Source organism: Mycolicibacterium duvalii (assembly GCF_010726645.1).
Taxonomy (GTDB): Bacteria; Actinomycetota; Actinomycetes; order Mycobacteriales; family Mycobacteriaceae; genus Mycobacterium; species Mycobacterium duvalii.
In genome coordinates this window covers 2,328,375-2,351,219 of sequence record NZ_AP022563.1, presented here as the reverse complement: position 1 = coordinate 2,351,219, position 22,845 = coordinate 2,328,375, and the positions used below count along the sequence as shown (strand labels likewise).

22 protein-coding genes are annotated in these 22,845 nt (G+C 69.2%); 18 read left to right on the top strand and 4 right to left on the bottom strand.

The genetic code is table 11. The annotated features are described in order from the left end of the window. The first annotated feature begins 67 nt into the window (after window positions 1-67). The 7 genes from G6N31_RS11060 to G6N31_RS11030 all read left to right on the top strand — a co-directional run bounded on the left by G6N31_RS11060 (window position 68) and on the right by G6N31_RS11030 (window position 6,555). Window positions 68-1,438 carry a glutamine synthetase family protein gene (locus G6N31_RS11060; protein ID WP_098001983.1) on the top strand — a complete coding sequence of 457 codons (1,371 nt, stop codon included), beginning with the start codon at window positions 68-70 and terminating at the stop codon, window positions 1,436-1,438. A gap of 25 nt (window positions 1,439-1,463) precedes the next feature. Then, on the top strand, window positions 1,464-2,204 hold the full coding sequence (locus G6N31_RS11055) for a gamma-glutamyl-gamma-aminobutyrate hydrolase family protein (RefSeq protein WP_098002056.1): 741 nt from the start codon (window positions 1,464-1,466) through the stop codon (window positions 2,202-2,204). Continuing rightward, complete coding sequence (locus G6N31_RS11050) at window positions 2,201-3,580, top strand: aldehyde dehydrogenase family protein (RefSeq protein WP_098001982.1); 1,380 nt, start codon at window positions 2,201-2,203, stop codon at window positions 3,578-3,580. The genes G6N31_RS11055 and G6N31_RS11050 overlap by 4 nt, the downstream gene beginning before the upstream one ends. Next, a complete protein-coding gene (locus G6N31_RS11045) occupies window positions 3,577-4,353 on the top strand; it encodes a 3-oxoacyl-ACP reductase (protein ID WP_179964290.1) in 777 nt (258 codons plus the stop codon). The genes G6N31_RS11050 and G6N31_RS11045 overlap by 4 nt, the downstream gene beginning before the upstream one ends. Before the next feature lie 6 nt (window positions 4,354-4,359). Next, window positions 4,360-5,082, top strand: a complete 723-nt coding sequence (locus G6N31_RS11040; RefSeq protein ID WP_098001980.1) for a FadR/GntR family transcriptional regulator — start codon at window positions 4,360-4,362, stop codon at window positions 5,080-5,082. Between the two features lie 54 nt (window positions 5,083-5,136). Beyond that, window positions 5,137-5,463 carry an ArsR/SmtB family transcription factor gene (locus G6N31_RS11035; RefSeq protein WP_098001979.1) on the top strand — a complete coding sequence of 109 codons (327 nt, stop codon included), beginning with the start codon at window positions 5,137-5,139 and terminating at the stop codon, window positions 5,461-5,463. 507 nt (window positions 5,464-5,970) lie between these two features. Further along, window positions 5,971-6,555, top strand: a complete 585-nt coding sequence (locus G6N31_RS11030) for a sigma-70 family RNA polymerase sigma factor (RefSeq protein ID WP_098001978.1) — start codon at window positions 5,971-5,973, stop codon at window positions 6,553-6,555. Between the two features lie 32 nt (window positions 6,556-6,587). Here G6N31_RS11030 and mtr read toward each other — a convergent pair whose 3' ends face one another. Then, entirely contained in the window at window positions 6,588-8,000 is a 1,413-nt protein-coding gene (mtr, locus tag G6N31_RS11025) for a mycothione reductase (RefSeq protein ID WP_098001977.1), read from the bottom strand. Continuing rightward, the gene (locus G6N31_RS11020; protein WP_098001976.1) at window positions 7,993-9,024 is read right to left on the bottom strand and encodes an alpha/beta hydrolase; all 1,032 of its coding nucleotides are present in this window, start codon (window positions 9,022-9,024) and stop codon (window positions 7,993-7,995) included. Before G6N31_RS11020 ends, mtr begins: the two co-directional genes overlap by 8 nt. 113 nt (window positions 9,025-9,137) lie before the next feature. On the opposite strand from G6N31_RS11020, the gene mqo reads away from it, so the two are divergent. From mqo to G6N31_RS10980, 8 genes are all read left to right on the top strand, one after another. Further along, on the top strand, window positions 9,138-10,694 hold the full coding sequence (gene mqo, locus G6N31_RS11015) for a malate dehydrogenase (quinone) (RefSeq protein ID WP_098001975.1): 1,557 nt from the start codon (window positions 9,138-9,140) through the stop codon (window positions 10,692-10,694). 14 nt (window positions 10,695-10,708) lie between these two features. Then, entirely contained in the window at window positions 10,709-11,155 is a 447-nt protein-coding gene (locus G6N31_RS11010; protein WP_098001974.1) for a GNAT family N-acetyltransferase, read from the top strand. Continuing rightward, complete coding sequence (locus G6N31_RS11005) at window positions 11,152-13,044, top strand: magnesium chelatase subunit D family protein (RefSeq protein WP_098001973.1); 1,893 nt, start codon at window positions 11,152-11,154, stop codon at window positions 13,042-13,044. Before G6N31_RS11010 ends, G6N31_RS11005 begins: the two co-directional genes overlap by 4 nt. Before the next feature lie 13 nt (window positions 13,045-13,057). Further along, a complete protein-coding gene (gene cobO, locus G6N31_RS11000; RefSeq protein ID WP_098001972.1) occupies window positions 13,058-13,672 on the top strand; it encodes a cob(I)yrinic acid a,c-diamide adenosyltransferase in 615 nt (204 codons plus the stop codon). Window positions 13,673-13,706: 34 nt separating this feature from the next. Beyond that, window positions 13,707-15,077 carry a cobyrinic acid a,c-diamide synthase CobB gene (locus tag G6N31_RS10995; protein ID WP_098002055.1) on the top strand — a complete coding sequence of 457 codons (1,371 nt, stop codon included), beginning with the start codon at window positions 13,707-13,709 and terminating at the stop codon, window positions 15,075-15,077. An 8-nt stretch (window positions 15,078-15,085) separates the two neighbouring features. Beyond that, the gene (gene cobA, locus G6N31_RS10990; RefSeq protein WP_098001971.1) at window positions 15,086-16,294 is read left to right on the top strand and encodes a uroporphyrinogen-III C-methyltransferase; all 1,209 of its coding nucleotides are present in this window, start codon (window positions 15,086-15,088) and stop codon (window positions 16,292-16,294) included. A gap of 33 nt (window positions 16,295-16,327) precedes the next feature. Next, on the top strand, window positions 16,328-17,959 hold the full coding sequence (locus tag G6N31_RS10985; RefSeq protein ID WP_098001970.1) for an MFS transporter: 1,632 nt from the start codon (window positions 16,328-16,330) through the stop codon (window positions 17,957-17,959). Window positions 17,960-18,050: 91 nt separating this feature from the next. Beyond that, the gene (locus G6N31_RS10980) at window positions 18,051-19,805 is read left to right on the top strand and encodes a proline--tRNA ligase (RefSeq protein WP_098001969.1); all 1,755 of its coding nucleotides are present in this window, start codon (window positions 18,051-18,053) and stop codon (window positions 19,803-19,805) included. A gap of 4 nt (window positions 19,806-19,809) precedes the next feature. On the opposite strand, the gene G6N31_RS10975 is transcribed toward G6N31_RS10980, so the two are convergent. Then, window positions 19,810-20,277 carry a ferritin-like domain-containing protein gene (locus G6N31_RS10975; RefSeq protein WP_098001968.1) on the bottom strand — a complete coding sequence of 156 codons (468 nt, stop codon included), beginning with the start codon at window positions 20,275-20,277 and terminating at the stop codon, window positions 19,810-19,812. Further along, window positions 20,274-20,813: a hypothetical protein gene (locus tag G6N31_RS10970; protein WP_098001967.1), complete on the bottom strand. Its 540-nt coding sequence runs from the start codon at window positions 20,811-20,813 to the stop codon at window positions 20,274-20,276. The genes G6N31_RS10975 and G6N31_RS10970 overlap by 4 nt, the downstream gene beginning before the upstream one ends. Before the next feature lie 139 nt (window positions 20,814-20,952). Between G6N31_RS10970 and rimP the strand changes: the two genes are divergently transcribed. The 3 genes from rimP to G6N31_RS27770 are packed head-to-tail and all read left to right on the top strand — an operon-like array spanning window position 20,953 to window position 22,838. Further along, window positions 20,953-21,480: a ribosome maturation factor RimP gene (gene rimP, locus G6N31_RS10965; RefSeq protein WP_098002054.1), complete on the top strand. Its 528-nt coding sequence runs from the start codon at window positions 20,953-20,955 to the stop codon at window positions 21,478-21,480. A gap of 3 nt (window positions 21,481-21,483) precedes the next feature. Beyond that, on the top strand, window positions 21,484-22,539 hold the full coding sequence (gene nusA / locus G6N31_RS10960; RefSeq protein ID WP_098001966.1) for a transcription termination factor NusA: 1,056 nt from the start codon (window positions 21,484-21,486) through the stop codon (window positions 22,537-22,539). After that, window positions 22,482-22,838, top strand: a complete 357-nt coding sequence (locus G6N31_RS27770; RefSeq protein WP_353961774.1) for a hypothetical protein — start codon at window positions 22,482-22,484, stop codon at window positions 22,836-22,838. The genes nusA and G6N31_RS27770 overlap by 58 nt, the downstream gene beginning before the upstream one ends. Window positions 22,839-22,845 lie beyond the last annotated feature (7 nt).

Below are 22,845 nucleotides of genomic sequence, written 5' to 3'. Positions count from 1 at the left end.
CGGGCTGCTCGTGGTCCGAGAGCAGCCCCCTGCTCGTGATCCTCCACCAGATACGAGGCAGGTAGTGATGAGCGCAGGCGCACGAGGGTTGCTGTCCCGGACCGAGCTCGAGGAACTGGTCACCGCCGGCGAGATCGACACGGTGATCGTCGGGTTCTGCGACATGCAGGGGCGTTTGACCGGCAAGCGCATCTCGGCCCGGCTGTTCGTCGAGGACGTCGTCGACCACGGCGCCGAATGCTGTAACTACCTGCTGGCGGTCGACGTCGACATGAACACCGTCGACGGATACGCGATCTCGAGTTGGGAGACCGGCTACGGCGACATGGTGATGACACCCGACCTGTCCACGTTGCGGCGGTTGCCGTGGCTGCCGGGCGCGGCATTGGTCCTGGCCGACCTGTCCTGGACCGACGGTCGTACCGTGACCCAGGCGCCGCGCAGCATCCTGCGCGCACAACTCGACCGGCTCGCCGAGCGCGACCTCGATGCGGTCGCCGCCACCGAACTGGAATTCATGGTCTTCGACACCGGTTTCCGGGAGGCCTGGGCGGCGGGCTACCGAAACCTCAAACCCGCCACCGACTACAACATCGACTACGCCGTGCACGCGTCGACCCGGATGGAGCCGCTGCTGCGCGACATTCGCCTCGGGATGGACGGCGCGGGCATGTTCTGCGAGGGCGTCAAGGGCGAATGCAACCTGGGCCAGCAGGAGATCGGGTTCCGCTACGACCACGCGCTGGTCACCTGCGACAACCACACGATCTACAAGAACGGCGCCAAGGAGATCGCCGACCAGCACGGCAAGAGCCTGACGTTCATGGCGAAATTCGACGAGAGCGAAGGCAACAGCTGCCATATCCACATCTCGTTCCGCGGGACCGACGGCGCCCCGGTGTTCGCCGACGACCGCGACGACCTCGGGATGTCGCCGATGTTCCGCAGTTTCATCGCCGGCCAACTGGCCACGTTGCGCGACTTCACGCTGTTCTACGCGCCGAACATCAACTCCTACAAGCGATTCGCCGAAGGCAGCTTCGCGCCGACCGCGGTGGCGTGGGGTCTGGACAACCGCACGTGCGCGTTGCGGGTGGTCGGGCACGGGCCCGGCATGCGCATGGAGAACCGCGCCCCCGGCGGCGACGTCAATCAGTACCTGGCGGTGTCGGCGCTGATCGCCGGCGGCCTGTACGGCATCGAAAACGAGTTGGAGCTGGGCGACCCCGTGGACGGCAACGCCTATACCAGCGGCGCCGACCGATTGCCCACCACGCTCAGCGAGGCCGTCGAGCTGTTCGAGAACTCGACCGTCGCTCGTGCGGCGTTTGGCGACGACGTCGTCGACCACTACGTCAACAACGCACGCGTGGAACTCAGGGCCTTCAACTCCGCCGTCACCGACTGGGAGAGGATCCGCGGTTTTGAGCGCCTTTGACCCCGGCGTGCGCCCGGTGATCGGGATGACCACCTACCTGCAGCAGGCGCAGACCGGCGTGTGGGACGTGCGGGCCAGCTTCCTGCCCGCGATCTACTTCGAGGGGGTCGGGCTGGCCGGCGGTACGGCGGTGCTGCTGCCGCCCCAGCCTGTCGATGACATCATCGCCGATCACCTTCTCGGCGGCCTCGACGCGCTGGTGATCACCGGCGGTCGTGATGTCGACCCGGCGACCTACGGCGTCGGGCGCCATGCCGCGACCGACGAGCCGGTGCCCGACAGCCAGACCCGGGACGCGTTCGAGTTCGCTTTGGTGCGGGCCGCATTGCGCCGCCGGATGCCGGTGCTGGGAATCTGCCGCGGCGCGCAGGTGCTCAACGTCGCTCTCGGCGGTACTCTGCACCAGCACCTGCCGGACGTGGTCGGTCACCCCCGCCACCAGCAAGGCAACGCGGTGTTCAGCACGTCGTCGATCTCGACGGTGCCCGGGACCAGGATCGCCGCGCTGGTCGGTCCCGACACCGATGCGCAGTGCTACCACCATCAGGCCATCGATCGGCTCGGCGACGGGCTGATCGTGTCGGCCGCCGATGCCGATGGAGTCATCGAGGCGGTCGAGACCGATCCGGCGCGCTACCCCGACCACTGGGTGGTGGCCGTGCAGTGGCATCCCGAGGAGCGCCTCGACGACCTGCGACTGTTCGCCGGACTGGTCGGTGCCGCCGCGGAATACGCCGCCCACAAGACACAGAAGGTGAGCCCATGACCACCACCGAGGTGATCAACCCCGCGACCGAGGAAGTGCTGCGCACCGTCGAGCTCTGCGACGAGGCCGCCGTCGACGATGCGGTCGCTCGCGCCGTCGATGCGCAACGGCGATGGGCGCGTTCGGCCCCTGCCGAGCGGGCCGCGGCGCTGCGCAGCTTCGCCGCGGTGGTCGACGCCCATGTCGAGGAGCTGGCCGCGCTGGAGGTCGCCAACTCCGGGCATCCGATCGGGAATGCCCGCTGGGAGGCGGGGCATGTGCGCGACGTCCTGCAGTACTACGCCGCCGCCCCGGAACGGTTGTCGGGCAGCCAGATTCCGGTCGCCGGCGGCTGGAACGTGACGTTCAACGAGCCGCTGGGCGTGGTCGGGGTGATCACGCCGTGGAACTTCCCGATGACGATCGCGTCGTGGGGGTTCGCCCCCGCGCTGGCCGCGGGCAACGCCGTGCTGGTCAAACCCGCCGAGTGGACGCCGCTGACCACTCTCCGGCTGGGTGAGCTCGCCGCGGAGGCCGGGCTGCCCGCCGGCCTGTTCCAGGTATTGCCCGGCCGGGGGTCGGTGGTGGGGGAGCGCTTCGTGACCCACCCCGGCGTCCGCAAAATCGTCTTCACCGGGTCGACCGAGGTGGGTACCCGCGTGATGGCCGGCGCCGCCCGACAGGTCAAGCGGGTGACCCTGGAGTTGGGCGGCAAGAGTGCCAACATCATCTTCGACGACTGTGACCTCGAGCGCGCTGCGGCCACCGCGCCGTACGGCGTGTTCGACAACGCCGGCCAGGACTGCTGTGCGCGCAGCAGGATCTTGGTGCAGCGCAACGTGTTCGACCGTTTCATGGAGTTGCTGGAGCCGGCGGTGCAGGGGGTCGCCGTCGGTGACCCGCGGGTCGAGGGCACCGAGATGGGTCCGCTGGTGTCGAAGAAGCACTGGGACACCGTGTCGTCGTATGTGCCCGATGACGCGCCGGTGGCCTTCCGCGGCGCGGCACCCTCGGGGCCCGGGTTCTGGTTTCCGCCGACCGTGCTGACCCCGGGGCGCGGTGACCGCACGGTCACCGAAGAGATCTTCGGTCCCGTCGTCGCGGTGTTGCCCTTCGACGACGAGGCCGACGCGATCGCGCTGGCCAACGACACCGCCTACGGGCTGTCGGGGTCGATCTGGACGGACAATGTGTCGCGCGCGCTACGGGTGTCGCGTGCCGTCGAGGCCGGAAACCTGTCGGTCAACTCGCACTCGTCGGTGCGCTACAGCACGCCGTTCGGCGGCTTCAAACAGTCCGGGCTCGGCCGTGAACTGGGACCGGATGCGCCGCTGTCGTTCACCGAGACCAAGAACGTGTTCCTCGCCGTCGAGGACGCCGTATCGGAGGAGTTGTGATGGATCTGACCCAACGTCTGGCGGGCAAGGTCGCCGTCATCACCGGAGGTGCCAGCGGGATCGGGCTGGCCAGCGCGCGGCGGATGCACGCCGAAGGCGCCACGATCGTGATCGGCGACATCGACCCGACCGCCGGTAAGAGCGTCGCCGACGACCTGAACGGCACCTTCGTCCCGGTGGACGTGTCCGACCAGGCGGCTGTTGACGCGCTGTTCGACACCGCCGCCGAGACGCACGGCTCGGTCGACATCGCGTTCAACAACGCCGGTATCGCGCCGCCGGAGGATGACCTGATCGAGAACACCGGCATCGAGGCCTGGCAGCGCGTGCAGGACATCAACCTCACGTCGGTCTTCTTCTGCTGCAAGGCCGCACTGCGGCACATGGTGCCCCAGCAGAAGGGGTCGATCGTCAACACCGCGTCGTTCGTCGCGGTGATGGGTTCGGCGACTTCGCAGATCTCCTACACCGCGTCCAAGGGCGGCGTGCTGGCGATGTCGCGCGAACTCGGCGTGCAGTACGCGCGCCAGGGCATCCGGGTCAACGCGCTGTGCCCGGGGCCGGTCAACACCCCGCTGCTGCAGGAGCTGTTCGCCAAGGATCCGGAACGCGCCGCGCGCCGTCTGGTGCACGTGCCGGTCGGCCGGTTCGCCGAGCCCGAGGAACTGGCCGCCGCGGTCGCATTTCTGGCCAGTGACGATGCCTCGTTCATCACCGCGTCGTCGTTTCTGGTCGACGGCGGCATCAGCGGCCACTACGTGACTCCGCTGTAGGGCGCGATGTCGGCGTCACCGGACTTCACCGATGCCAGTGCGGGCTTGCTGCGTCCGGACCGCCCGTTCAACGCGTTCGAAGACACCGTCGAGCGGCTGCTGCAGACCATCCGGCTCGGAATTCTGGCCCCCGGCGAGGCGCTCCCGCCGGAACGGGAGCTCGCGGCGCGCCTGGGCGTCAGCCGTGACACCGTGCGCGAGGCCATCAAATCCCTGGCCGAGGCCGGGTACCTGGTGTCGCGGCGGGGCCGTTACGGCGGCACTTTTCTCGCCGAGGTGCTGCCCGCCCCTCGCGGCGACGGCGTGCGGCACAGCCGCGCCGAGATCGACGACGTCCTCGGGTTGCGCGAGATCCTGGAGACCGGCGCCGTCCGGGCCGCGGCGACGCGGTCGCTGAGCATCGGCGAGCGGCAGGCGTTGCGGCGGCGGCTCGCCGATGTGCGCGGCGCGGCGCCCGAGGACTACCGCAGGCTGGACTCCCGGCTGCACCTGGCCATCGCCGAAGCCGCCGGGCTGCCGTCACTGGTGCCGCTGATCGCCCACAACCGGATGCGCCTCAACGAACTGCTGGACTGCATCCCGCTGTTGGTCCGCAACATCGCACACTCCGACGAGCAGCACGCGGCGATCGTGGCGGCGATTCTGGCCGGTGACGCCGACACCGCGGCGCAGACGATGACCGCGCACCTGTGGGGCACGGCGGCGCTGCTGCACGGCTTCCTGGACTGATCGCACGCGGGAGGACGCGTCGACCGACGCCGGCCGGGGGCTAAATTGACTCTCATGGAGGATGCGCAGCTTGTCGAACGGGCGGCGTCGGCGCTGGCCGAGGTCGACACATCAGGCTGGGCGCAGCGGTTCGACCTGGTTTCCGACCCGCACCGCCTGGAGATTCTGCTGTGTCTGCACCGCGCTCCGGATATCTGTGTCAGCGACCTGGCCGCGGCGCTGGGCCGATCGGAGAACGCCGTCTCCCAGGCGCTGCGCGTGCTGCGTCAACAGGGCTGGGTCAACAACACCCGCGCGGGTCGGTCGGTGACCTATCGGCTCGAGGACGAGACGGTCCATGACCTGCTGCACTGGATCGGGGCTCGGCACCACCACCATTAGCGCGCCGGGGAATTGGGGGTTGACCATGGCGGCTGATGTGCTGCATCGACGCCGCTCACGGCCAACCTCGCCCGGCCAGATTAACACGGATATGAATATCTGAACAGTCAGACAGATGTGCGGTGCCGGCTGCGGTGTGCCCGGGCTCAGGTCGGTTACGCGACGTCGGCAGCGACGGTGGGCAGCCGAATGTGAAACGACGTCACTGTCGGCCCGAGGTCGCGCCACGATGGTGTGATTGGTTCTGCGAGTCGACCACGGGGTTAACCCCCACGGGATTGTCCGGAAAACACTGTGCCGGGGAAGTGTCGGCAGCCATAGGTTGAAGACATGACCGCCGTACCGACATCGATGTCGACACCGGCAGCGTTGTGTGCAGCCTACCGCGTTCGACCCTTGCCCCCTCGCACCGGCGAATTGGGTGAAGGTTCTATGCGAATCGTCCAGTGTGGGTCAGCGTCCATGGCGTGTAAGCCAAGTCGGAGAATCGATGTGAAGGGTTCAGTGATGGCGCCACCGCAAGACGATATTCCGGAACGGTTCGAGCGTGACGTGCTGCCGCTCCTCGACCAGCTCTACCGTGCTGCCCGCCGGCATGCCAACAGTGCCGCCGACGCCGAGGATCTGGTGCAGGAGACCATCGTCAAGGCCTACCGCGGATTCCACCGGTTCGAAGACGGCACCAACGTCCGCGCCTGGCTGCTGAGGATCATGACCACGACTTGGATCACGTCCTACCGCAAAGCGCAGTGCCGGCCGAAAGAAGTTCTCGCCGAGGACATCACGGATATCCAGCTGGCCGGGCAGGCCCGTCACTCGTCCACCGGACTGCCGTCCGCTGAGATGACCGCGCTCGAAGCGCTGGGCGACGAGGAGGTCCGAGCTGCCCTCGATCGACTCCGTGAGGACCAACGCCTGGTGGTGTTCTACGCCGACGTGGAGGGTCTGTGCTACCGAGATATCGCCCTCGTTCTCGACATCCCGCTCGGCACCGTGATGTCACGCCTGTACCGGGGTCGCCGCGCACTGCGCGAGCTTCTCGTCGATGTTGCGATCAAACGCGGCTACCTACGCGCAGACCGAGCGGCCTGAATCCCGCCACCGCCGCTAGGAGGCGCGCCGGCCTAATGCCGCCGTGCCGGCGGCCAGGGCGGTTCACCGCACAGTTCCAGCAGCGCATTCTCGATGACTTCCGGCAGCGCCGGATGGATCCAGTACTGCCCGCGGGCCATGTCCTGGGCCGGCAGGTCGAACGCCATCGCCTGGATGATGGGCTGGATGATCGACGCGGCCTGATGGCCCATGATGTGGGCGCCCAGAAGCAGGCCCGAGTCGTCGTCGACGATCACCTTCGCGAAGCCGTGGGTCTCCTCCATCGCCCAGCCGTAGCCCACGTCGCTGTAGTCCTGAACCTTGGAGCGGATGCGGTAACCGGCTGCGCGGGCTTCGTTCTCGGTCAGGCCGACGGACGCGATCTGCGGTTCGGTGAACACCGCCGAGGGCACGTGCCGGTGATTGGCCCGCATCAACGCGTCGGTGTCGTCCCAGTCCTGCAGCAGGTTGTGCTTGACCACGCGGGCTTCGTGATTGGCGACATGCTTGAGCTGAAACGGCGAGCTGACGTCGCCGAGCGCGAAGACGTTGCGGGCTGTCGTGCGCTGGAACTCGTCGACGACGACCCGACCGTCCTGCACCGCGACCCCGGCATGGTGGGCGTCGAGTTGGTCGCCGTTGGGCACGCGCCCGGTGGCCACCAGCAGCGTGTCCGCGTGCAGGGTTGACCCGTCGTCGAGCTCGAGTGCCACCCCGGTGTCATCCGAGCGACCGCCGACGATGTTGCGCCTGCTGCGAATCTCCCACTTCTTGCCGGCGATGTCGGTGAACCGCTCACAGATCGTGTCGTCGGTGTGGCTGAGCATGGTGGTGCCGCGCAGGACGATGGTGACTCGAGTGCCCAGCGACGAGAACACGTGGGCGAATTCGGCCGCCACGTAGCCGCCGCCGACGATGACGATGTGTTCGGGCAGTTCCGAAATCCGCATGATGGTGTCGCTGGTGTGATGGGCGACCCCGCAGTCCGCGATCGCCGGCGGCACCGTCGCACGCGCGCCGGTGGCGATCACCACCTGCTCGGCGGTGAACTCGTCACCGTCCTCGGTGCGCAGCCGGTAGCCCGAAACCCCAGCGTTCCCTGCGAATTTGGTGTGGCTGGCGAAAACCTCGACGTTGGGTGAGGAGCGCCGGTAGTGCTCACCGCCGGAGGCCAGCGGATCGATACGGCCGAACACCCGCGAGACGATGTCGGGCCAGCGCACCCCGGCCAGCACGCCGTCGACGCCGAAGCGGCTCGAGTCGGCGACCTGGCTGGCCACCCCGGCCGAGTAGACGAACATCTTCGTCGGAAGGCATCCCACGTTCAGGCAGGTCCCGCCGAACGTGCCCTTCTCGCAGATCGCCACCCGTTTGTCGACGTACCGGTCATCGAGAAGGGTGTTGCCCGAACCAGTTCCGATGATCGCGATGTCGAAGTCAGCCATGCCCCTGGTTTCTCTCGGATGGTGTGGTGCCCGGCGTCTCGCCGAGATGATCGGTCAGATACCAGTCCAACCAGCGATCCAGCTCGGCGTAGGCCGCCGCCCGCGGTCCGGCCAGCGACAGAAACACGTCGTGCTTGGCGTCGACGATCGGTACGACGGTGCTGCGGTTGCCGATGCAGCCGGCCCAGCGGGCGATCTGGGCGACATCGAGCACCGCGTCACCTCGCTGGAGCATTTGCGCGTCGGCCACCTCGCGAACACTGTGGTCCGAGCGCAGGATCAGGTTGGGCACTCCGACGTCGAGCCCGCGGTGCACCCGCGCCTGGGCGCGGCGGACCGCGTCCAACCACCCGAAGGTGACGGGAAAGCCGCCGATCGGCTTCCAGGACAGGTCGTAGTCGAACTCGCCGGAATACTCCCGATGAAGTGACGTGCCGTACCCGCCCTCGCCGGGGCGACGCACCACCGACCGGGCCCGCAGCCGGCCCATCGCTCGCAGCGCTGCCGACGTCGGCGCCGACCGCAGCACGGCCGGCCCGTGCAGATCGAGAAACGGGCTGTTGAGCACCAGCCCGGACACTCCGAGTGCGGCGGTGCGCCCGGCGCGTCGCACGCGGTCCAGCCACAGCGACACCACCAGACCCCCGGCCGAGTGGCCGCAGACCAGGATGTCGGCCGCTGACGCCGCGGTGATCGCCTCGACGGCCAGCTCGAGCTCGACGTCGTAGCGGGCCAGATCGGTGGTGAAGTGCGGGGTCTGCCCGGCACGGTGCGACCGTCCGCACTTGTGCAGGTCAAGGGCGTAGCAGGCGAAGCCGCGGGCGGCGAAACGGTCAGCCAGCTCGGTGTGGAAGAAGTAGTCGGTGTACCCGTGCACCAGCAGGACCGCGTGGCGTGCCGACGGATCGGCGGCGCCGCGGCGGACCAGGGTGGCCTCCAGCTCACCCTCGCCGTCCGGATCGGGACCCAGCGCGAACGTCCGCTGCCAGTATCCGGTCAGCACATCGGGCTCCCAACCAGACACGACAGCCACCTTAATGGGAGGGTGGTCGGAAGGTTGGCCACCAGCGCGCCGGGATAACCTGAACACCGGTAAGCCGTGAGCAACGGGCCGCAACCACGAAGGACCACGAACAGGTGTCGGAAGCAGAGAAGACAGACGTCCTGCTGGTAGGGGCGGGCATCATGAGCGCGACCCTCGGCGCGTTGCTGCGGTTGGTCGAACCCAACTGGTCGATCACGTTGGTCGAGCGCCTCGACGGGGCGGCCGCCGAGAGCAGCGACGCGTGGAACAACGCCGGTACCGGCCACTCGGCACTGTGTGAGCTCAACTACACCCCCGCCCGACCGGACGGCTCGATCGACATCGCCAAAGCGGTCAACGTCAACGAGCAGTTTCAGGTGTCGCGACAATTCTGGGCCTACGCGGTGGAGAACGGCGTGATCCCCGACGTGCGCAGCTTCATCAACCCCATTCCGCATGTGAGCTTCGTCGCCGGCGAGGACAACGTCGGGTATCTGCGGCGCCGCTATGACGCGTTGGTGACCAACCCGCTGTTCGGCTCGATGGAGTTCATCGACGGTCCCGACGAGTTCGCCCGCCGACTGCCGTTGATGGCGGCGGGCCGCGACTTCTCCGAACCGGTGGCGCTGAACTGGACTCAGGACGGCACCGACGTCGATTTCGGGTCGCTGTCGCGTCAGCTCATCGGCTTCTGCGCCAAGCAGGGCATGGCGACGCTGTTCGGCCACGAGGTCCGCAATCTGAGCCAGAACTCCGACGGCAGCTGGACGGTCAAGGTCGTCAACCGGCGCACGGGCCGCAAGCGCACCATCAACGCCAGGTTCGTGTTCGTCGGCGCCGGCGGTGGCGCGTTGCCGCTGTTGCAGAAGGCCGGCATCGACGAGGCGAAGGGTTTCGGCGGCTTCCCCGTCGGCGGGCAGTGGTTGCGTAGCGGCAACCCCGAGCTCACGGCCGCCCATCAGGCCAAGGTGTACGGCTTGCCGCCGCTGGGGGCACCCCCGATGTCGGTGCCGCACCTCGACACTCGGGTGATCAACCGTAAGTCGTGGTTGTTGTTCGGCCCGTTCGCCGGCTGGTCGCCGAAGTTCCTCAAGCAGGGCAAGGTGACCGACCTGCCGTTCTCGGTCAAGCCCGACAACCTGGTGTCGATGCTGGGGGTGGGGCTCACCGAGATGGGTCTGCTGCGCTACCTCATCGGCCAACTGCTGCTCAGCGAGTCCGCGCGCGTCGAGTCCTTGCGTGAATTCGCACCCACGGCAAAGGATTCGGACTGGGAGCTGGACATCGCCGGGCAACGCGTGCAGGTGATCCGCAAGGCCAAGGGCAAGGGCGGGGTGCTCGAGTTCGGCACCACGGTGTTGGCCGCCGCCGACGGCACCATCGCCGGGCTGCTGGGCGCATCGCCCGGCGCTTCGACCGCGGTGCCGGCCATGCTCGACGTGATGCAGCGCTGTTTCGCCGACAGGTACCAGGGCTGGATGCCCACGCTCAAGGCCATGATCCCGTCGCTGGGTGTCCAATTGTCCGATGAGCCTCAGCTTTTCGAGGAGGTGTGGGCGCACGGCACCCGGGTGCTCAAGCTCGACCAGCCGGCCAGCGGCGTGCCCGACATCGCCGGCACGTCCACCGACGCCGGTACCGGGCACTCGACGACCGCGGCGACCGTTTGACCCCGCGGCTCGCCATGACCGTCGCGCTGCGCCGTAGCTGGGCCAAGGACCTGGATGCGGCGACGCTCTACGAACTCCTCAGACTGCGGGTCGAGGTCTTCGTCGTCGAGCAGGCCACGCCGTACCCCGAGCTCGACGGCCGGGACCTGCTCGCGGAGACACGCCACTTCTGGCTCGAGAGTCCGGACGGCACGGTGGTGTCCACCCTGCGGCTGATGGAGGAGCATGCGGGCGGGCGCAAGGCGTTCCGTGTGGGCCGGGTGTGCACCAAGCGTGATCACCGGGGACACGGGCACGCTGCACGGCTGCTGCAGGCCGCATTGGCCGAAGTCGGCGACCATCCCTGCCGCATCGACGCCCAGACCTACCTGACCGAGATGTACCACAGCCATGGATTCGTGCGCGACGGTGACGAATTCCTCGACGACGGGATACCCCACGTGCCGATGGTGAAGCCGTGACCGCCTCTGCGCCGCAGTCGCTTTACCCGTTCAGCGCGCTGGTCGGCCACGACCGGCTGCGGCTGGCGCTGTTGTTGTGTGCGGTGCGTCCCGACATCGGCGGGGTCCTGATCCGCGGCGAGAAGGGTACGGCGAAATCCACTGCGGTGCGCGCGCTGGCGCACGTGCTCGCCGCCGCGTCGGACGGCGACGCCGGCCAGCTGGTCGAGTTGCCGATCGGGGCCACCGAGGACCGTGTCGTCGGGTCGTTGGACCTGCAGAAGGTGCTCAGTGACGGCGAACACGCGTTCTCGCCGGGACTGTTGGCACGAGCCCACCGCGGCGTGCTCTACGTCGATGAGGTCAACCTGCTGCACGACCATCTCGTCGACGTCCTCCTCGACGCCGCGGCGATGGGCCGGGTGCACATCGAGCGCGACGGCGTGTCACACAGTCACGACGCCCGGTTCGTGCTGATCGGCACCATGAACCCCGAAGAGGGCGAGTTGCGTCCTCAATTGCTGGATCGCTTCGGCCTGACCGTCGACGTGGCGGCCTCGCGGGAGGTCGAGGTGCGCGCAGAGGTCATCCGGCAGCGCCTGGCCTATGAGGCGGACCCCGACGGATTCGCCGCGCGCTACGCCGACGCCGACGCCGAACTGGCCGCCCGAGTCGCCCACGCCCGTGCGCTGGTACCCGAGGTCGCGTTGCCCGACAGCGAGCTTCGGCGCATCGCGGCGGTGTGCGCCGCGTTCGACGTCGACGGCATGCGCGCCGATCTGGTGGTGGCCCGAACGGCCGTCGCACACGCGGCGTGGCGCGGGGCCCGCGAGGTCACCGAGGAGGACATCCGCGTCGCCGCCGAGTTCGCGCTGCCGCACCGGCGCCGTCGCGATCCGTTCGACGATCCCGGCCTCGATCAGGACCGCCTCGACGACGCGATGCAGCAGGCAGGGGAGTCGACGCAGGACGAGCCGCCGGACGAGCCGCCCGATCCGGACTTCGATCCGGACCCCGATCGTCCGGACGGTGGCGGCGAGAATCCCGAGCCGGCATCGGAAAATATTGCGGGGCAACAGAAATCAACCACACGGCCCAGTGCGCCCCCAGCCGCGGCGTTCCGCACCCGGTCGCTGGTGGTGCCGGGCGTCGGCGACGGTGCCCCGGGGCGCCGGTCACGCGCCCGCAATAGGACCGGCACCGTCGTCGCGGTGGCCACCGAGGCCGCCGATGGGCACGGCGTGCACGTCTTCGGGACCGTGCTGGCCGGCGTGACCCGTCAGCACGGGCCCGGTCCGGTGCGACTGGCGCCCGGCGACGTACGCCGAGCGGTCCGGGAAGGCCGTGAGGGCAATCTGGTGATCTTCGTCGTCGACGCGTCGGGGTCGATGGCCGCGCGCGATCGGATGTCGGCGGTCAGCGGGGCCACGATGTCGCTGCTGCGCGATGCCTACCAGCGCCGGGACAAGGTCGCGGTGATCAGCTTCCGGCAGCAGGACGCCCAGGTGTTGCTGCCGCCGACGAACTCGGTGTACGTCGCCAGTCGCCGGTTGTCACGTTTCGACACCGGTGGCCGGACCCCGCTGGCCCAGGGCCTGCTGGCCGCGCGCGACATGGTGGTGCGCGAGCGGGCCCGCGACCGGGCGCGGCGAAGCCTGGTGGTGGTGCTGACCGACGGCCGTGCCACGGGCGGCCCCGACCCGCTGGGGCGAACCCGCATCGCGGCGGGCCGGTTGGTGGCCGAGGGGGCGGCCGCGGTGGTCGTCGACTGCGAAACGTCCTTCGTCCGGCTGGGATTGGCCGACGAGCTGGCGCGTGCCCTGCACGCGCCCGCGGTGCGGCTGGATCAATTGCGCGCCGACGCCCTGACCGCGGTGGTGCGGGGGCAGGCCGGCCGCGGCGCGGCATGAGAAAGGTGGCGTGATGCCTCAGGGTCAACCGGTGACGGTCCCGCAGGACGGGCTGACGACCAGGGCGCGACGCAACGTACCGCTGCTGGCCGTGCACACCGGGCCGGGGAAAGGGAAGTCCACCGCGGCGTTCGGCATGGCGTTGCGCGCGTGGAACCAGGGCTTCGACATCGCGGTCTTCCAGTTCGTCAAGAGCGCGAAATGGAAGGTGGGCGAGGAGAGTGCGCTGCGCGAACTCGGTCGCGCCCACGACGAGCGCGGCGTGGGCGGACCCGTGCAGTGGCACAAGATGGGATCGGGATGGTCGTGGTCGCGCAAGGCCGGCAGCGAGGCCGACCACGCCGCGGCCGCCGCTGAGGGCTGGGCCGAGATCTCCCGCCGGCTCGCCGAGCAGCGCCACGACTTCTACGTCCTCGACGAGTTCACCTATCCGCTCAAATGGGGGTGGGTCGACGTCGACGAGGTGGTCGCGACACTGACGGCGCGGCCCGGCTCCCAGCATGTGGTGATCACCGGCCGCGATGCTCCGCAGGCGCTGGTCGATGCCGCGGACCTGGTGACCGAGATGACCAAGGTCAAGCATCCGATGGACGTGGGTCGCAAGGGCCAGAAAGGGATCGAGTGGTGAGCGCAGCGAACCACGACGGACGGGCCTGCCAGTGGTGAGCACCCCGGCGGTGGTGATCGCCGCGCCAGCGTCGGGCAGTGGGAAGACCACGGTCGCCACGGGGCTGATGGGGGCGTTGCGGCGGGCCGGGCACCGGGTGGCCCCGTTCAAGGTCGGGCCCGACTTCATCGATCCCGGTTACCACAGGCTGGCGGCCGGCCGGCCCAGCCGCAACCTCGACCCGGTGCTGCTCGGCGAGCACTTGATCGGCCCGCTCTACCGGCACGGCAGCGACGACGCCGACATCGCCGTCGTGGAGGGTGTGATGGGCCTGTTCGACGGGCGGATCAGCGAGGTCGCGAGCACCGGCGCCGCGCGTGGCTCCACGGCACATGTGGCCGGCTTGCTGGGCGCCCCGGTGGTGCTCGTCGTCGACGCCCGCGGCCAGAGCCACAGCATCGCGGCACTGCTGCACGGGTTCGCGACGTTCGACCGCGCGGTGCGCATCGCCGGGGTGATTCTCAACCGTGTCGGTTCCGCGCGGCATGACGCGGTGCTGCGGCAAGCCTGCGAGCAGGCGGGAGTGCCTGTGCTGGGCGCCATCCCGCGCACGGATGAACTCAGCGTGCCGTCACGACATCTCGGCCTGGTCACCGCGATCGAACACGGTGCCCGCGCCGAGTCCGCGATCGAGGCGATGACCGCGCTGGTGACCCGCCACGTCGATCTGCCGGCGGTGCTGGCGGCCGCGGCCAGCCGGGTCTCTGACCAGTGCTGGACGCCGGCGGCGCGCGCGCCGGTCACCGGCCCCGTGAGGATCGCGCTGGCGGCGGGACGGGCCTTCAGTTTCGGGTATGCCGAGCACGTCGAGATGCTGCGCGGCGCCGGCGCCGAGGTCGAGGAGTTCGATCCGCTGCGGGAGCCGTTACCCGCCGACACCGACGCGCTGGTGCTGCCCGGCGGCTTCCCGGAGGAGTTCGGCGCCGAACTGTCGGCCAATGAGACCGTGCGCCGGCAGATCGCGGCCCTGGCCGCGCGCGGCGGGCCGATCCACGCCGAGTGCGCAGGGCTGACCTATCTGGTCGACGACCTCGACGGCGCGCCGATGTGCGGGGTGATCGGCGGCTCGGCGCGGTTCACCGACCGGCTCACGCTCGGGTACCGGGACGCGGTCGCGGTGGCCGATTCGCCACTGCACGCCATCGGGCAGCGGGTGGTCGGTCACGAATTTCACCGCACCACAGTCGAATTCACGGCGCCGGTGCAACCGGCGTGGCGGCTGCGCGGGCCGGGCGGGCGCGTGCTCGACGACGGCGTCGTGCAGGACCGCGTGCACGCGGCGTATCTGCACACCCATCCGGCCGCTGCGCCGGACAGTGTCGCCGGCTTCGTGGCGGCGGCGGCAACCTCTAAGCTCGCCGGGTGACACGCTCCATGTCTACCGATGATGCCTACCTGGTCGGTCTGCGGCTCGCCGGCAAGAAGGTCGTCGTCGTCGGCGGGGGCACCGTGGCGCAGCGGCGGCTCCCGCTGCTGGTCGCCAGCGGCGCCGACGTCCACGTCATCACCAAGGCCGCGACCCCGGTCGTGGAGGCCATCGACGGAATCACGCTGACGCTGCGGCCCTTTCGTGACGGTGATCTCGAAGGGGCCTGGTATGTGATCGCCGCCACCGACGACCCGGACGTCAACGCTGCGATCGTGGCCGAGGCCGAGACCAGACGGGTGTTCTGCGTGCGGGCCGACATCGCGGTCGAAGGCACTGCCGTCACCCCGGCGACCTTCGACCACGAAGGGCTCAGCGTCGGTGTGCTCGCCGGCGGCGAACACCGGCGGTCCGCGGCGATCCGCACCGCGATCCGCGAGGCGCTGCAGCAGGGCCTGATCACCGAGAGCGCCGAGGACGCACCCGGCGTCGTCAAGGGCGGCGTCGCACTCGTGGGCGGCGGCCCGGGGGACCCGGAGTTGATGACCGTGCGCGGACGGCGGTTGCTGGCCCACGCCGACGTCGTGGTCGCCGACCGCCTGGCGCCGCAGGAACTGCTCGCCGAACTGTCGCCCGATATCGAGGTCATCGACGCCGCCAAGATTCCGTACGGCCGGGCCATGGCGCAGGCCGCGATCAACGAAGTGCTCATCGACCGGGCGCGCGCGGGCAAGTTCGTCGTGCGGCTCAAAGGCGGCGACCCGTTCGTCTTCGCGCGCGGTTATGAAGAGATCATCGCGTGTGCCGACGCGGGGATTCCGGTGAGTGTGGTGCCCGGTGTGACAAGTGCCATAGCGGTGCCCGCACTCGCCGGCGTTCCGGTCACGCACCGCGGTCTCAATCATGAGTTCGTGGTGGTCAGCGGCCATGTTGCGCCGGGGCACCCCGAATCGTTAGTGAATTGGGATGCGCTGGCCGCGATGAGCGGCACGATCGTTTTGCTGATGGCCGTCGAACGCATCGAGCTCTTCACCGAGGTTCTGCTCAAAGGCGGCAGACCAGCGGATACGCCGGTGCTGGTGGTGCAGCACGGCACCACCAGCGCGCAACGGACGTTGCGGGCGACGCTGTCGGACGCGCCGGAACGGATCCGCTCGGACGGCATCCGGCCACCCGCGATCATCGTGATAGGAGCAGTCGCAGGCTTCGGCGCTTAGAGGATTCTTAAGATTACTGTAGGGTAGCTCGTTATGACGGCTCTCAACGATGCGGAGCGTGCCGCCATCCACCGTGATGCTGAACGCAGGGACAAGCGGGGTTCGGACCGGACCTCGGGTCGGGCCCTGCCCGCGAAGATCTCGGGTTCGGGTGAGACGGCTGGTGGCCGCGGAGGCGACGGAGCACACGTAGGCAGGACCCCGGCATGGCTGCCCTCGCGGCGCTTCATCGCCGCGGTGATCGCGATCGGCGGTATGCAGCTGCTGGCCACGATGGACAGCACCATCGCCATCGTCGCGCTACCGAAGATCCAGGACGAGCTGAGTCTGTCCGATGCCGGCCGCAGCTGGGTGATCACCGCCTACGTGCTGACCTTCGGCGGTCTGATGCTGCTCGGTGGCCGCCTCGGCGACACCATCGGCCGCAAGCGCACCTTCATCGTCGGCGTCACCCTGTTCACGATCGCGTCGGTGCTGTGCGGAATCGCCTGGGACGAGGCCACGTTGGTCATCGCCCGGTTGCTGCAGGGCGTCGGCGCGGCGATCGCGTCGCCGACCGCACTGGCGCTGATCGCCACCACCTTCCCGAAGGGGCCGGCCCGCAACGCGGCCACCGCGGTGTTCGCCGCGATGACCGGCGTCGGCTCGGTGATGGGGCTGGTGGTCGGCGGTGCCCTGACCGAGGTCTCCTGGCGGCTGGCGTTCCTGGTGAACGTGCCGATCGGTCTGCTGATGATCTATCTGGCCCGCAAAACCCTGCGGGAGACCACCCGGGAGCGACTCAAGCTCGACGCGGCCGGTGCGCTGCTGGCGACGATGGGTTGTACCGCCGCGGTGTTCGCGTTCTCGATGGGTCCCGAAGCCGGGTGGTCCGCGCCGATCACGATCGGTTCGGCGGTCGCCGCGGTGGGCTGTTTGATCGCATTCCTGTGGGTCGAGCGGACCGCCGAGAACCCGGTCGTGCCCTTCGAGCTGTTCTACGACCGCAACCGGGTCGCCACGTTCGCCGCGGTCTTCCTGGCCGGCGGCGTGATGTTCACCCTGACGGTGCTGATCGGTCTCTACGTGCAGGACATCATGGGCTACAGCGCGCTGCGTGCGGGTGTGGGCTTCATCCCGTTCGTCATCGCGCTGGGCATCGGGTTGGGCCTGTCCTCGGCGCTGGTGTCGAAGTTCCCGCCGCGTCTGCTGGTGATCGGCGGCGGGGTGCTGGTGCTCGCGGCGATGATCTACGGCTCGACGCTGGACGCCAACATCCCGTACTTCCCGAACCTGGTCCTGCCCATCACGGTCGGCGGGCTGGGCATCGGCATGATCGTGGTGCCGCTGATGCTCTCGGCCATCGCCGGTGTCGGCTTCGACCAGATCGGCCCGGTGTCGGCGATCGCGCTGATGCTGCAGAACCTCGGCGGGCCCGTCGTGCTGGCGATCATCCAGGCGGTGATCACGTCGCGCACGCTGTACCTCGGCGGGACCAACGGCCCGGTCAAGGACATGAACCCCGCCCAATTGCACGCGCTCGACCAGGGCTATACCTACGGTCTGCTGTGGGTGGCCGCGGTCGCGGTGGTCGTCGGCGGCGTCGCGTTGTTCATCAAGTACACCGCCGAGCAGGTGGCCCACGCGCAGGAAGTCAAGGACGCGATCGACGCCGGAGAGCTCTAGCCGGCAGCGATTTCGGCGTGGTTGTCGTCGCTCAGCGACGAGAATCACGCCGAAGTCGCGGGGGCAGTAGGGGGCAGTAGGGTGGTCGCCTGTGATCACCCGCATGTCCGAGCTGTTCCTGCGCACTCTGCGCGACGATCCGGCCGACGCCGAAGTCCCCAGCCACAAGCTGCTCATTCGGGCGGGCTACGTCCGTCCGGTCGGCCCCGGCCTGTACAGCTGGCTGCCGCTCGGGCTCAAGGTGCTCCGCAAGATCGAGAAGATCGTGCGCGAGGAGATGGACGCCATCGGCGGCCAGGAGATCCTCTTCCCGGCATTGCTGCCCCGGGGCCCGTACGAGGCCACCAACCGCTGGACCGAGTACGGCGACAACCTGTTCCGGCTGCAGGACCGCCGCGCCAACGACTATCTCCTCGGCCCCACCCACGAGGAGATGTTCACGCTCACGGTCAAGGGCGAGTACTCCTCCTACAAGGACTTCCCGCTGCGGCTCTACCAGATTCAGAACAAGTACCGCGACGAAGCCCGTCCGCGGGCCGGGATCCTGCGCGGCCGTGAGTTCCTGATGAAGGATTCCTACTCCTTCGACGTCGACGACGAGGGGCTCGAGAAGGCCTACCGCGCGCACCGCGAGGCCTACCAGCGGATCTTCGACCGGCTCGAGGTCCGCTATGTCATCGTCTCGGCGGTGTCGGGTGCGATGGGCGGCAGCGCCTCGGAGGAGTTCCTCGCCGAGAGTGCGGTCGGTGAGGACACCTACGTGCGCTGCCTGGAGTCCGACTACGCCGCCAACGTCGAAGCGGTCGTCACGCTGGTTCCCGATCCGATTCCGGTCGACGGGCAGCCGCCGGCCACGGTGTACGACACCCCCGGGACACCGACGATCGCCACGCTGGTCGACTGGGCCAACGAGGCCGACCTGCCGCAGTTCGCCGGCCGGACCGTGACCGCCGCCGACACGCTCAAGAACGTCCTGGTGAAGGTCCGCGAGCCGGGTGGCGAGTGGGAGTTGCTGGCCGTCGGGGTGCCCGGCGATCGCGAGGTCGACGACAAGCGGCTCGGCGCGGCGCTGGAACCCGCCGAGTACGCGTTGCTCGACGACGCCGACTTCGCCCGGCATCCCTTCTTGGTCAAGGGGTATATCGGGCCGAAGGCGCTGCAGGCCAACGGTGTTCGCTACCTGGTCGATCCTCGCGTGGTGGACGGAACCTCATGGATCACCGGCGCCGACGAACAGGGCCGCCACGTCGTGGGCCTGGTCGCGGGCCGTGACTTCACGCCCGACGGCACCATCGAGGCCGCCGAGGTCCGGGAGGGGGACCCGTCGCCGGACGGTGCCGGTCCGCTGGTGGCCGCCCGCGGCATCGAGATCGGTCACGTCTTCCAGCTGGGTCGCAAGTACACCGACGCGTTCTCCGCCGACGTGCTCGGTGAGGACGGCAAACCGGTGCGGCTGACGATGGGCAGCTACGGCGTGGGCGTGTCGCGGCTGGTCGCGGTGATCGCCGAGCAGCAGCACGACGAGCTGGGGCTGCGCTGGCCGGGTTCGGTGGCGCCGTTCGGGGTCCACGTCGTGATCGCGAACAAGGACGCCGAGGCCCGGGCGGGGGCGACCGAGTTGGCCGGCGAGCTCGACCGGGTCGGGATCGAGGTGCTGCTCGACGACCGGCAGGCCTCTCCGGGGGTGAAGTTCAAGGACGCCGAACTGCTCGGAGTGCCCTGGATCGTGGTGGTCGGGCGCGGCTGGGCCGACGGCGTAGTCGAACTGCGCAACCGGTTCAGCGGCGAGAAACGCGACCTGCCGGTGGCCGACGCGGCCGCCGAGATCGCCGCCGCCGTCCGCTGAGCCGTTACTCGGTGCCGCCGGGGAACGCGACCGTGACCGGGGTGGTGCCCAGCACGGCGCGCCACCGCGCCGCGGTGACCGCGGTCTCGATCATCGCCGCGACGCCGAACGCCCGTACCGACTCGTCCGCCGCCTGTTCGACGACGGCCCGCCACGCGGTGGCGGTGTCCTGCTCGAGCCGCACGGCGAGCTGCGCGGCTCCGGTCGGATCGTCGACGTCCATCGGCAGTTCGTAGCCGGCGGCGGGCAGCGGAGCGGCCACCCCACGTTCCTCGAGCAGCGCGATGCCCTCCTCGCGGCGTCTCCGGTGCTCGACCATCGCGTCGGCGACCAGATAGTTGATCTCCGGCCGGGAGAACGCCGAGACCATCCCGTACGCGTAGATGGTGGCGTGTTCGGTGGCCACGGCGTCGAACAGCGAGCCGTCGGCGCTGTCGCTGGGCCGGGTCGGGACCGGCTCGGACGACGTCATCGTGGCCCTGCTGCCGGTTCGAGCGCGACGGTGTAGGCGGCCGTGCAGGCGGCGGCGATCGAGGCGAGCAGCCCGGCCCGATACCCGGACAGTGCGGCGGCCGCGGATGCGGAGGTGTCGGCCGACGAGCGCAGTGCACCGGCGACGTCTTTCGCCGTCGGCGGGGCAGGAGCCGGCGTGTTCGCCGCCGCCGACGTGGCGGTGGTGATGGTCACCGATGTCGTGGGTGCGGGTTGGCCGGTCATCCGGATGATCTCGTCGGACAACGCCTCGGCGTGCGCCGCCCGCTGGGCGGCGATCTCGGTGAGCGTGTCGGCGGTCGCGCCGCGCGCGGTAGCCGCAGCGTCGGCGGCCAGGGTGCTGTCGGCCCGGGCCCGGTCCAGGGCCGTGGTCAGGTCGTCGAGGTCGGGCGGTGGAGGGGCGGTGCTGCACCCCGCCGAGGTCAGCGCCGTCGCGCTGAGCAGCGCCAACCCTGCCGCGCCGGTCAGGACCCGTCGGCGGCTGACGATCGGCGGTTGGCTCGACACGTGCCACATATTGCCAGGCGGTCGGCTGCCGGTTGGCCGCAGCATCAGTTCCGGCAGGTGCCCCCGGTTGCTGGCGTATCGTAGGCAGCGGTTCGCGGGAGAGATGCCGCAGACCGGGTCGGTGACAATTCAACACGAGGAGCTCGCCGTGGCTGAGCGGTCTACGGGATTGCCGTCGCAGGGACAGGTGATCGAACTGCTCGAGGCGGCATTCGCGCGCGCCGGGTTCGACATCGAGGACGTTGCGATCGATCCTGCCGCCCGGCCACCCCGCATCACCGTCGTCACCGACAGCGACTCCGGTCTGGATCTCGATGCGATCGCCGAACTGTCCAAGACCGCCTCGGGCCTGCTCGATGAGCTTGACACCCCGGCCTACGTCCTGGAGGTGACGTCGCCCGGCGTCGACCGGCCGCTGACCACTCCCACCCATTACCGGCGCGCGCACGGGCGCAAGGTGGAGCTGACGTTGTCGGACGGGTCCACGCTGACCGGGCGACTGGGACCCGTCGCGGGCGAAGCGGTGCGGCTGGTGGTGCGCGAGGGCGCCCGCAGCCAGTACACGGTGCGTGACGTCGCACTCGAAAGTATTGCCAAAGCTGTTGTCCAGGTGGAGTTCTCGCCGCCCAATCCGCGTGAGCTGGAGCTGGCCGGCCAATCCGGAAAGGAGGGCTAGAGCGTGAACATCGACATGGCTGCCCTGCACGCGATCGAGGCGGACAAGGGGATCAGCGTCGACGTCGTCGTCGACACCATCAAGTCCGCGCTGCTGACCGCCTATCGGCACACCGACGGTCACGAGCCGGATGCGCGGATCGACATCGACCGCAAAACCGGGGTGGTCAAGGTGATGGCCCGGCAGACCGATGCCGACGGCAACGTGCTGCACGAGTGGGACGACACCCCGGAGGGCTTCGGCCGGATCGCGGCCACCACCGCCCGGCAGGTCATCCTGCAACGCTTGCGCGACGCCGAGAACGAGAAGAACTACGGCGAATTCTCCGCGCGGGAGGGCGACATCGTCGCCGGGGTCATCCAGCGCGACGCGCGGGCCAACGCCCGCGGGCTCGTGGTGGTGCGGATGGGCAGCGAGACCAAGGGCTCCGAGGGTGTCATCCCGGTCGCCGAGCAGGTGCCCGGCGAAAGCTACGAGCACGGCGACCGGCTGCGGTGTTATGTCGTCGGGGTCACCCGCGGCGCCCGCGAGCCGCTGATCACATTGTCGCGGACGCACCCCAACCTGGTGCGCAAGCTGTTCTCGCTGGAAGTGCCGGAGATCGCCGACGGGTCCGTCGAGATCGTCGCGGTGGCCCGGGAGGCGGGGCATCGCTCCAAGATCGCGGTCGCGTCGCGCATGCCCGGTCTCAACGCCAAAGGCGCTTGCATCGGCCCGATGGGCCAGCGCGTCCGCAACGTGATGAGCGAGTTGTCGGGCGAGAAGATCGACATCATCGACTTCGACGAGGACCCGGCACGCTTCGTCGCCAACGCGCTGTCGCCGGCCAAGGTGATCTCGGTGACCGTCATCGACGAGGCGACGCGGGCGGCGCGGGTCATCGTGCCTGACTTCCAGCTGTCCCTGGCCATCGGCAAGGAGGGCCAGAACGCGCGGCTGGCGGCCCGGTTGACCGGCTGGCGCATCGACATCCGCAGTGACGACGCGGACGCCGACGGCGAATCCGATCGCCGCCCGTCGCGGTCGGACGCCGCGCGCAACGTGCCGGGGGATCACTGAGCGGGAGCGAAGATCGAGTACTGAGCGGGAGCGAAGATCGAGTACTGAGCGGGAGCGAAGATCGAGTACTGAGCGGGAGCGAAGATCGAGTACTGAGCGGGAGCGAAGATCGAGTACTGAGCGGGAGCGAAGATCGAGTACTGAGCGGGAGCGAAGATCGAGTACTGAGCGGGAGCGAAGATCGAGTACTGAGCGGGAGCGAAGATCGAGTACTGAGCGGAGCGACGATCGGGGGCGAGGACGCCACGCCGATTCGGCCAATCGCACCGGTTTTCCTTCCGCCACCGGGGTGGCGGTAGACTCAGC

What these genes read in the sequence shown, in the direction of transcription:
- cobO (WP_098001972.1), top strand. Translation starts at nt 13,058, where the DNA reads ATGCCTCAGGGTCAACCGGTGACGGTCCCGCAGGACGGGCTGACGACC.
- G6N31_RS10985 (WP_098001970.1), top strand. Translation starts at nt 16,328, where the DNA reads ATGACGGCTCTCAACGATGCGGAGCGTGCCGCCATCCACCGTGATGCT.
- mtr (WP_098001977.1), bottom strand. Translation starts at nt 8,000, where the DNA reads ATGGCTGACTTCGACATCGCGATCATCGGAACTGGTTCGGGCAACACC.
- G6N31_RS11040 (WP_098001980.1), top strand. Translation starts at nt 4,360, where the DNA reads ATGTCGGCGTCACCGGACTTCACCGATGCCAGTGCGGGCTTGCTGCGT.
- G6N31_RS11055 (WP_098002056.1), top strand. Translation starts at nt 1,464, where the DNA reads ATGACCACCTACCTGCAGCAGGCGCAGACCGGCGTGTGGGACGTGCGG.
- G6N31_RS10975 (WP_098001968.1), bottom strand. Translation starts at nt 20,277, where the DNA reads ATGACGTCGTCCGAGCCGGTCCCGACCCGGCCCAGCGACAGCGCCGAC.
- G6N31_RS11060 (WP_098001983.1), top strand. Translation starts at nt 68, where the DNA reads ATGAGCGCAGGCGCACGAGGGTTGCTGTCCCGGACCGAGCTCGAGGAA.
- G6N31_RS11050 (WP_098001982.1), top strand. Translation starts at nt 2,201, where the DNA reads ATGACCACCACCGAGGTGATCAACCCCGCGACCGAGGAAGTGCTGCGC.
- G6N31_RS10970 (WP_098001967.1), bottom strand. Translation starts at nt 20,813, where the DNA reads ATGTGGCACGTGTCGAGCCAACCGCCGATCGTCAGCCGCCGACGGGTC.
- G6N31_RS11010 (WP_098001974.1), top strand. Translation starts at nt 10,709, where the DNA reads ATGACCGTCGCGCTGCGCCGTAGCTGGGCCAAGGACCTGGATGCGGCG.
- G6N31_RS11035 (WP_098001979.1), top strand. Translation starts at nt 5,137, where the DNA reads ATGGAGGATGCGCAGCTTGTCGAACGGGCGGCGTCGGCGCTGGCCGAG.
- cobA (WP_098001971.1), top strand. Translation starts at nt 15,086, where the DNA reads ATGTCTACCGATGATGCCTACCTGGTCGGTCTGCGGCTCGCCGGCAAG.
- G6N31_RS11030 (WP_098001978.1), top strand. Translation starts at nt 5,971, where the DNA reads ATGGCGCCACCGCAAGACGATATTCCGGAACGGTTCGAGCGTGACGTG.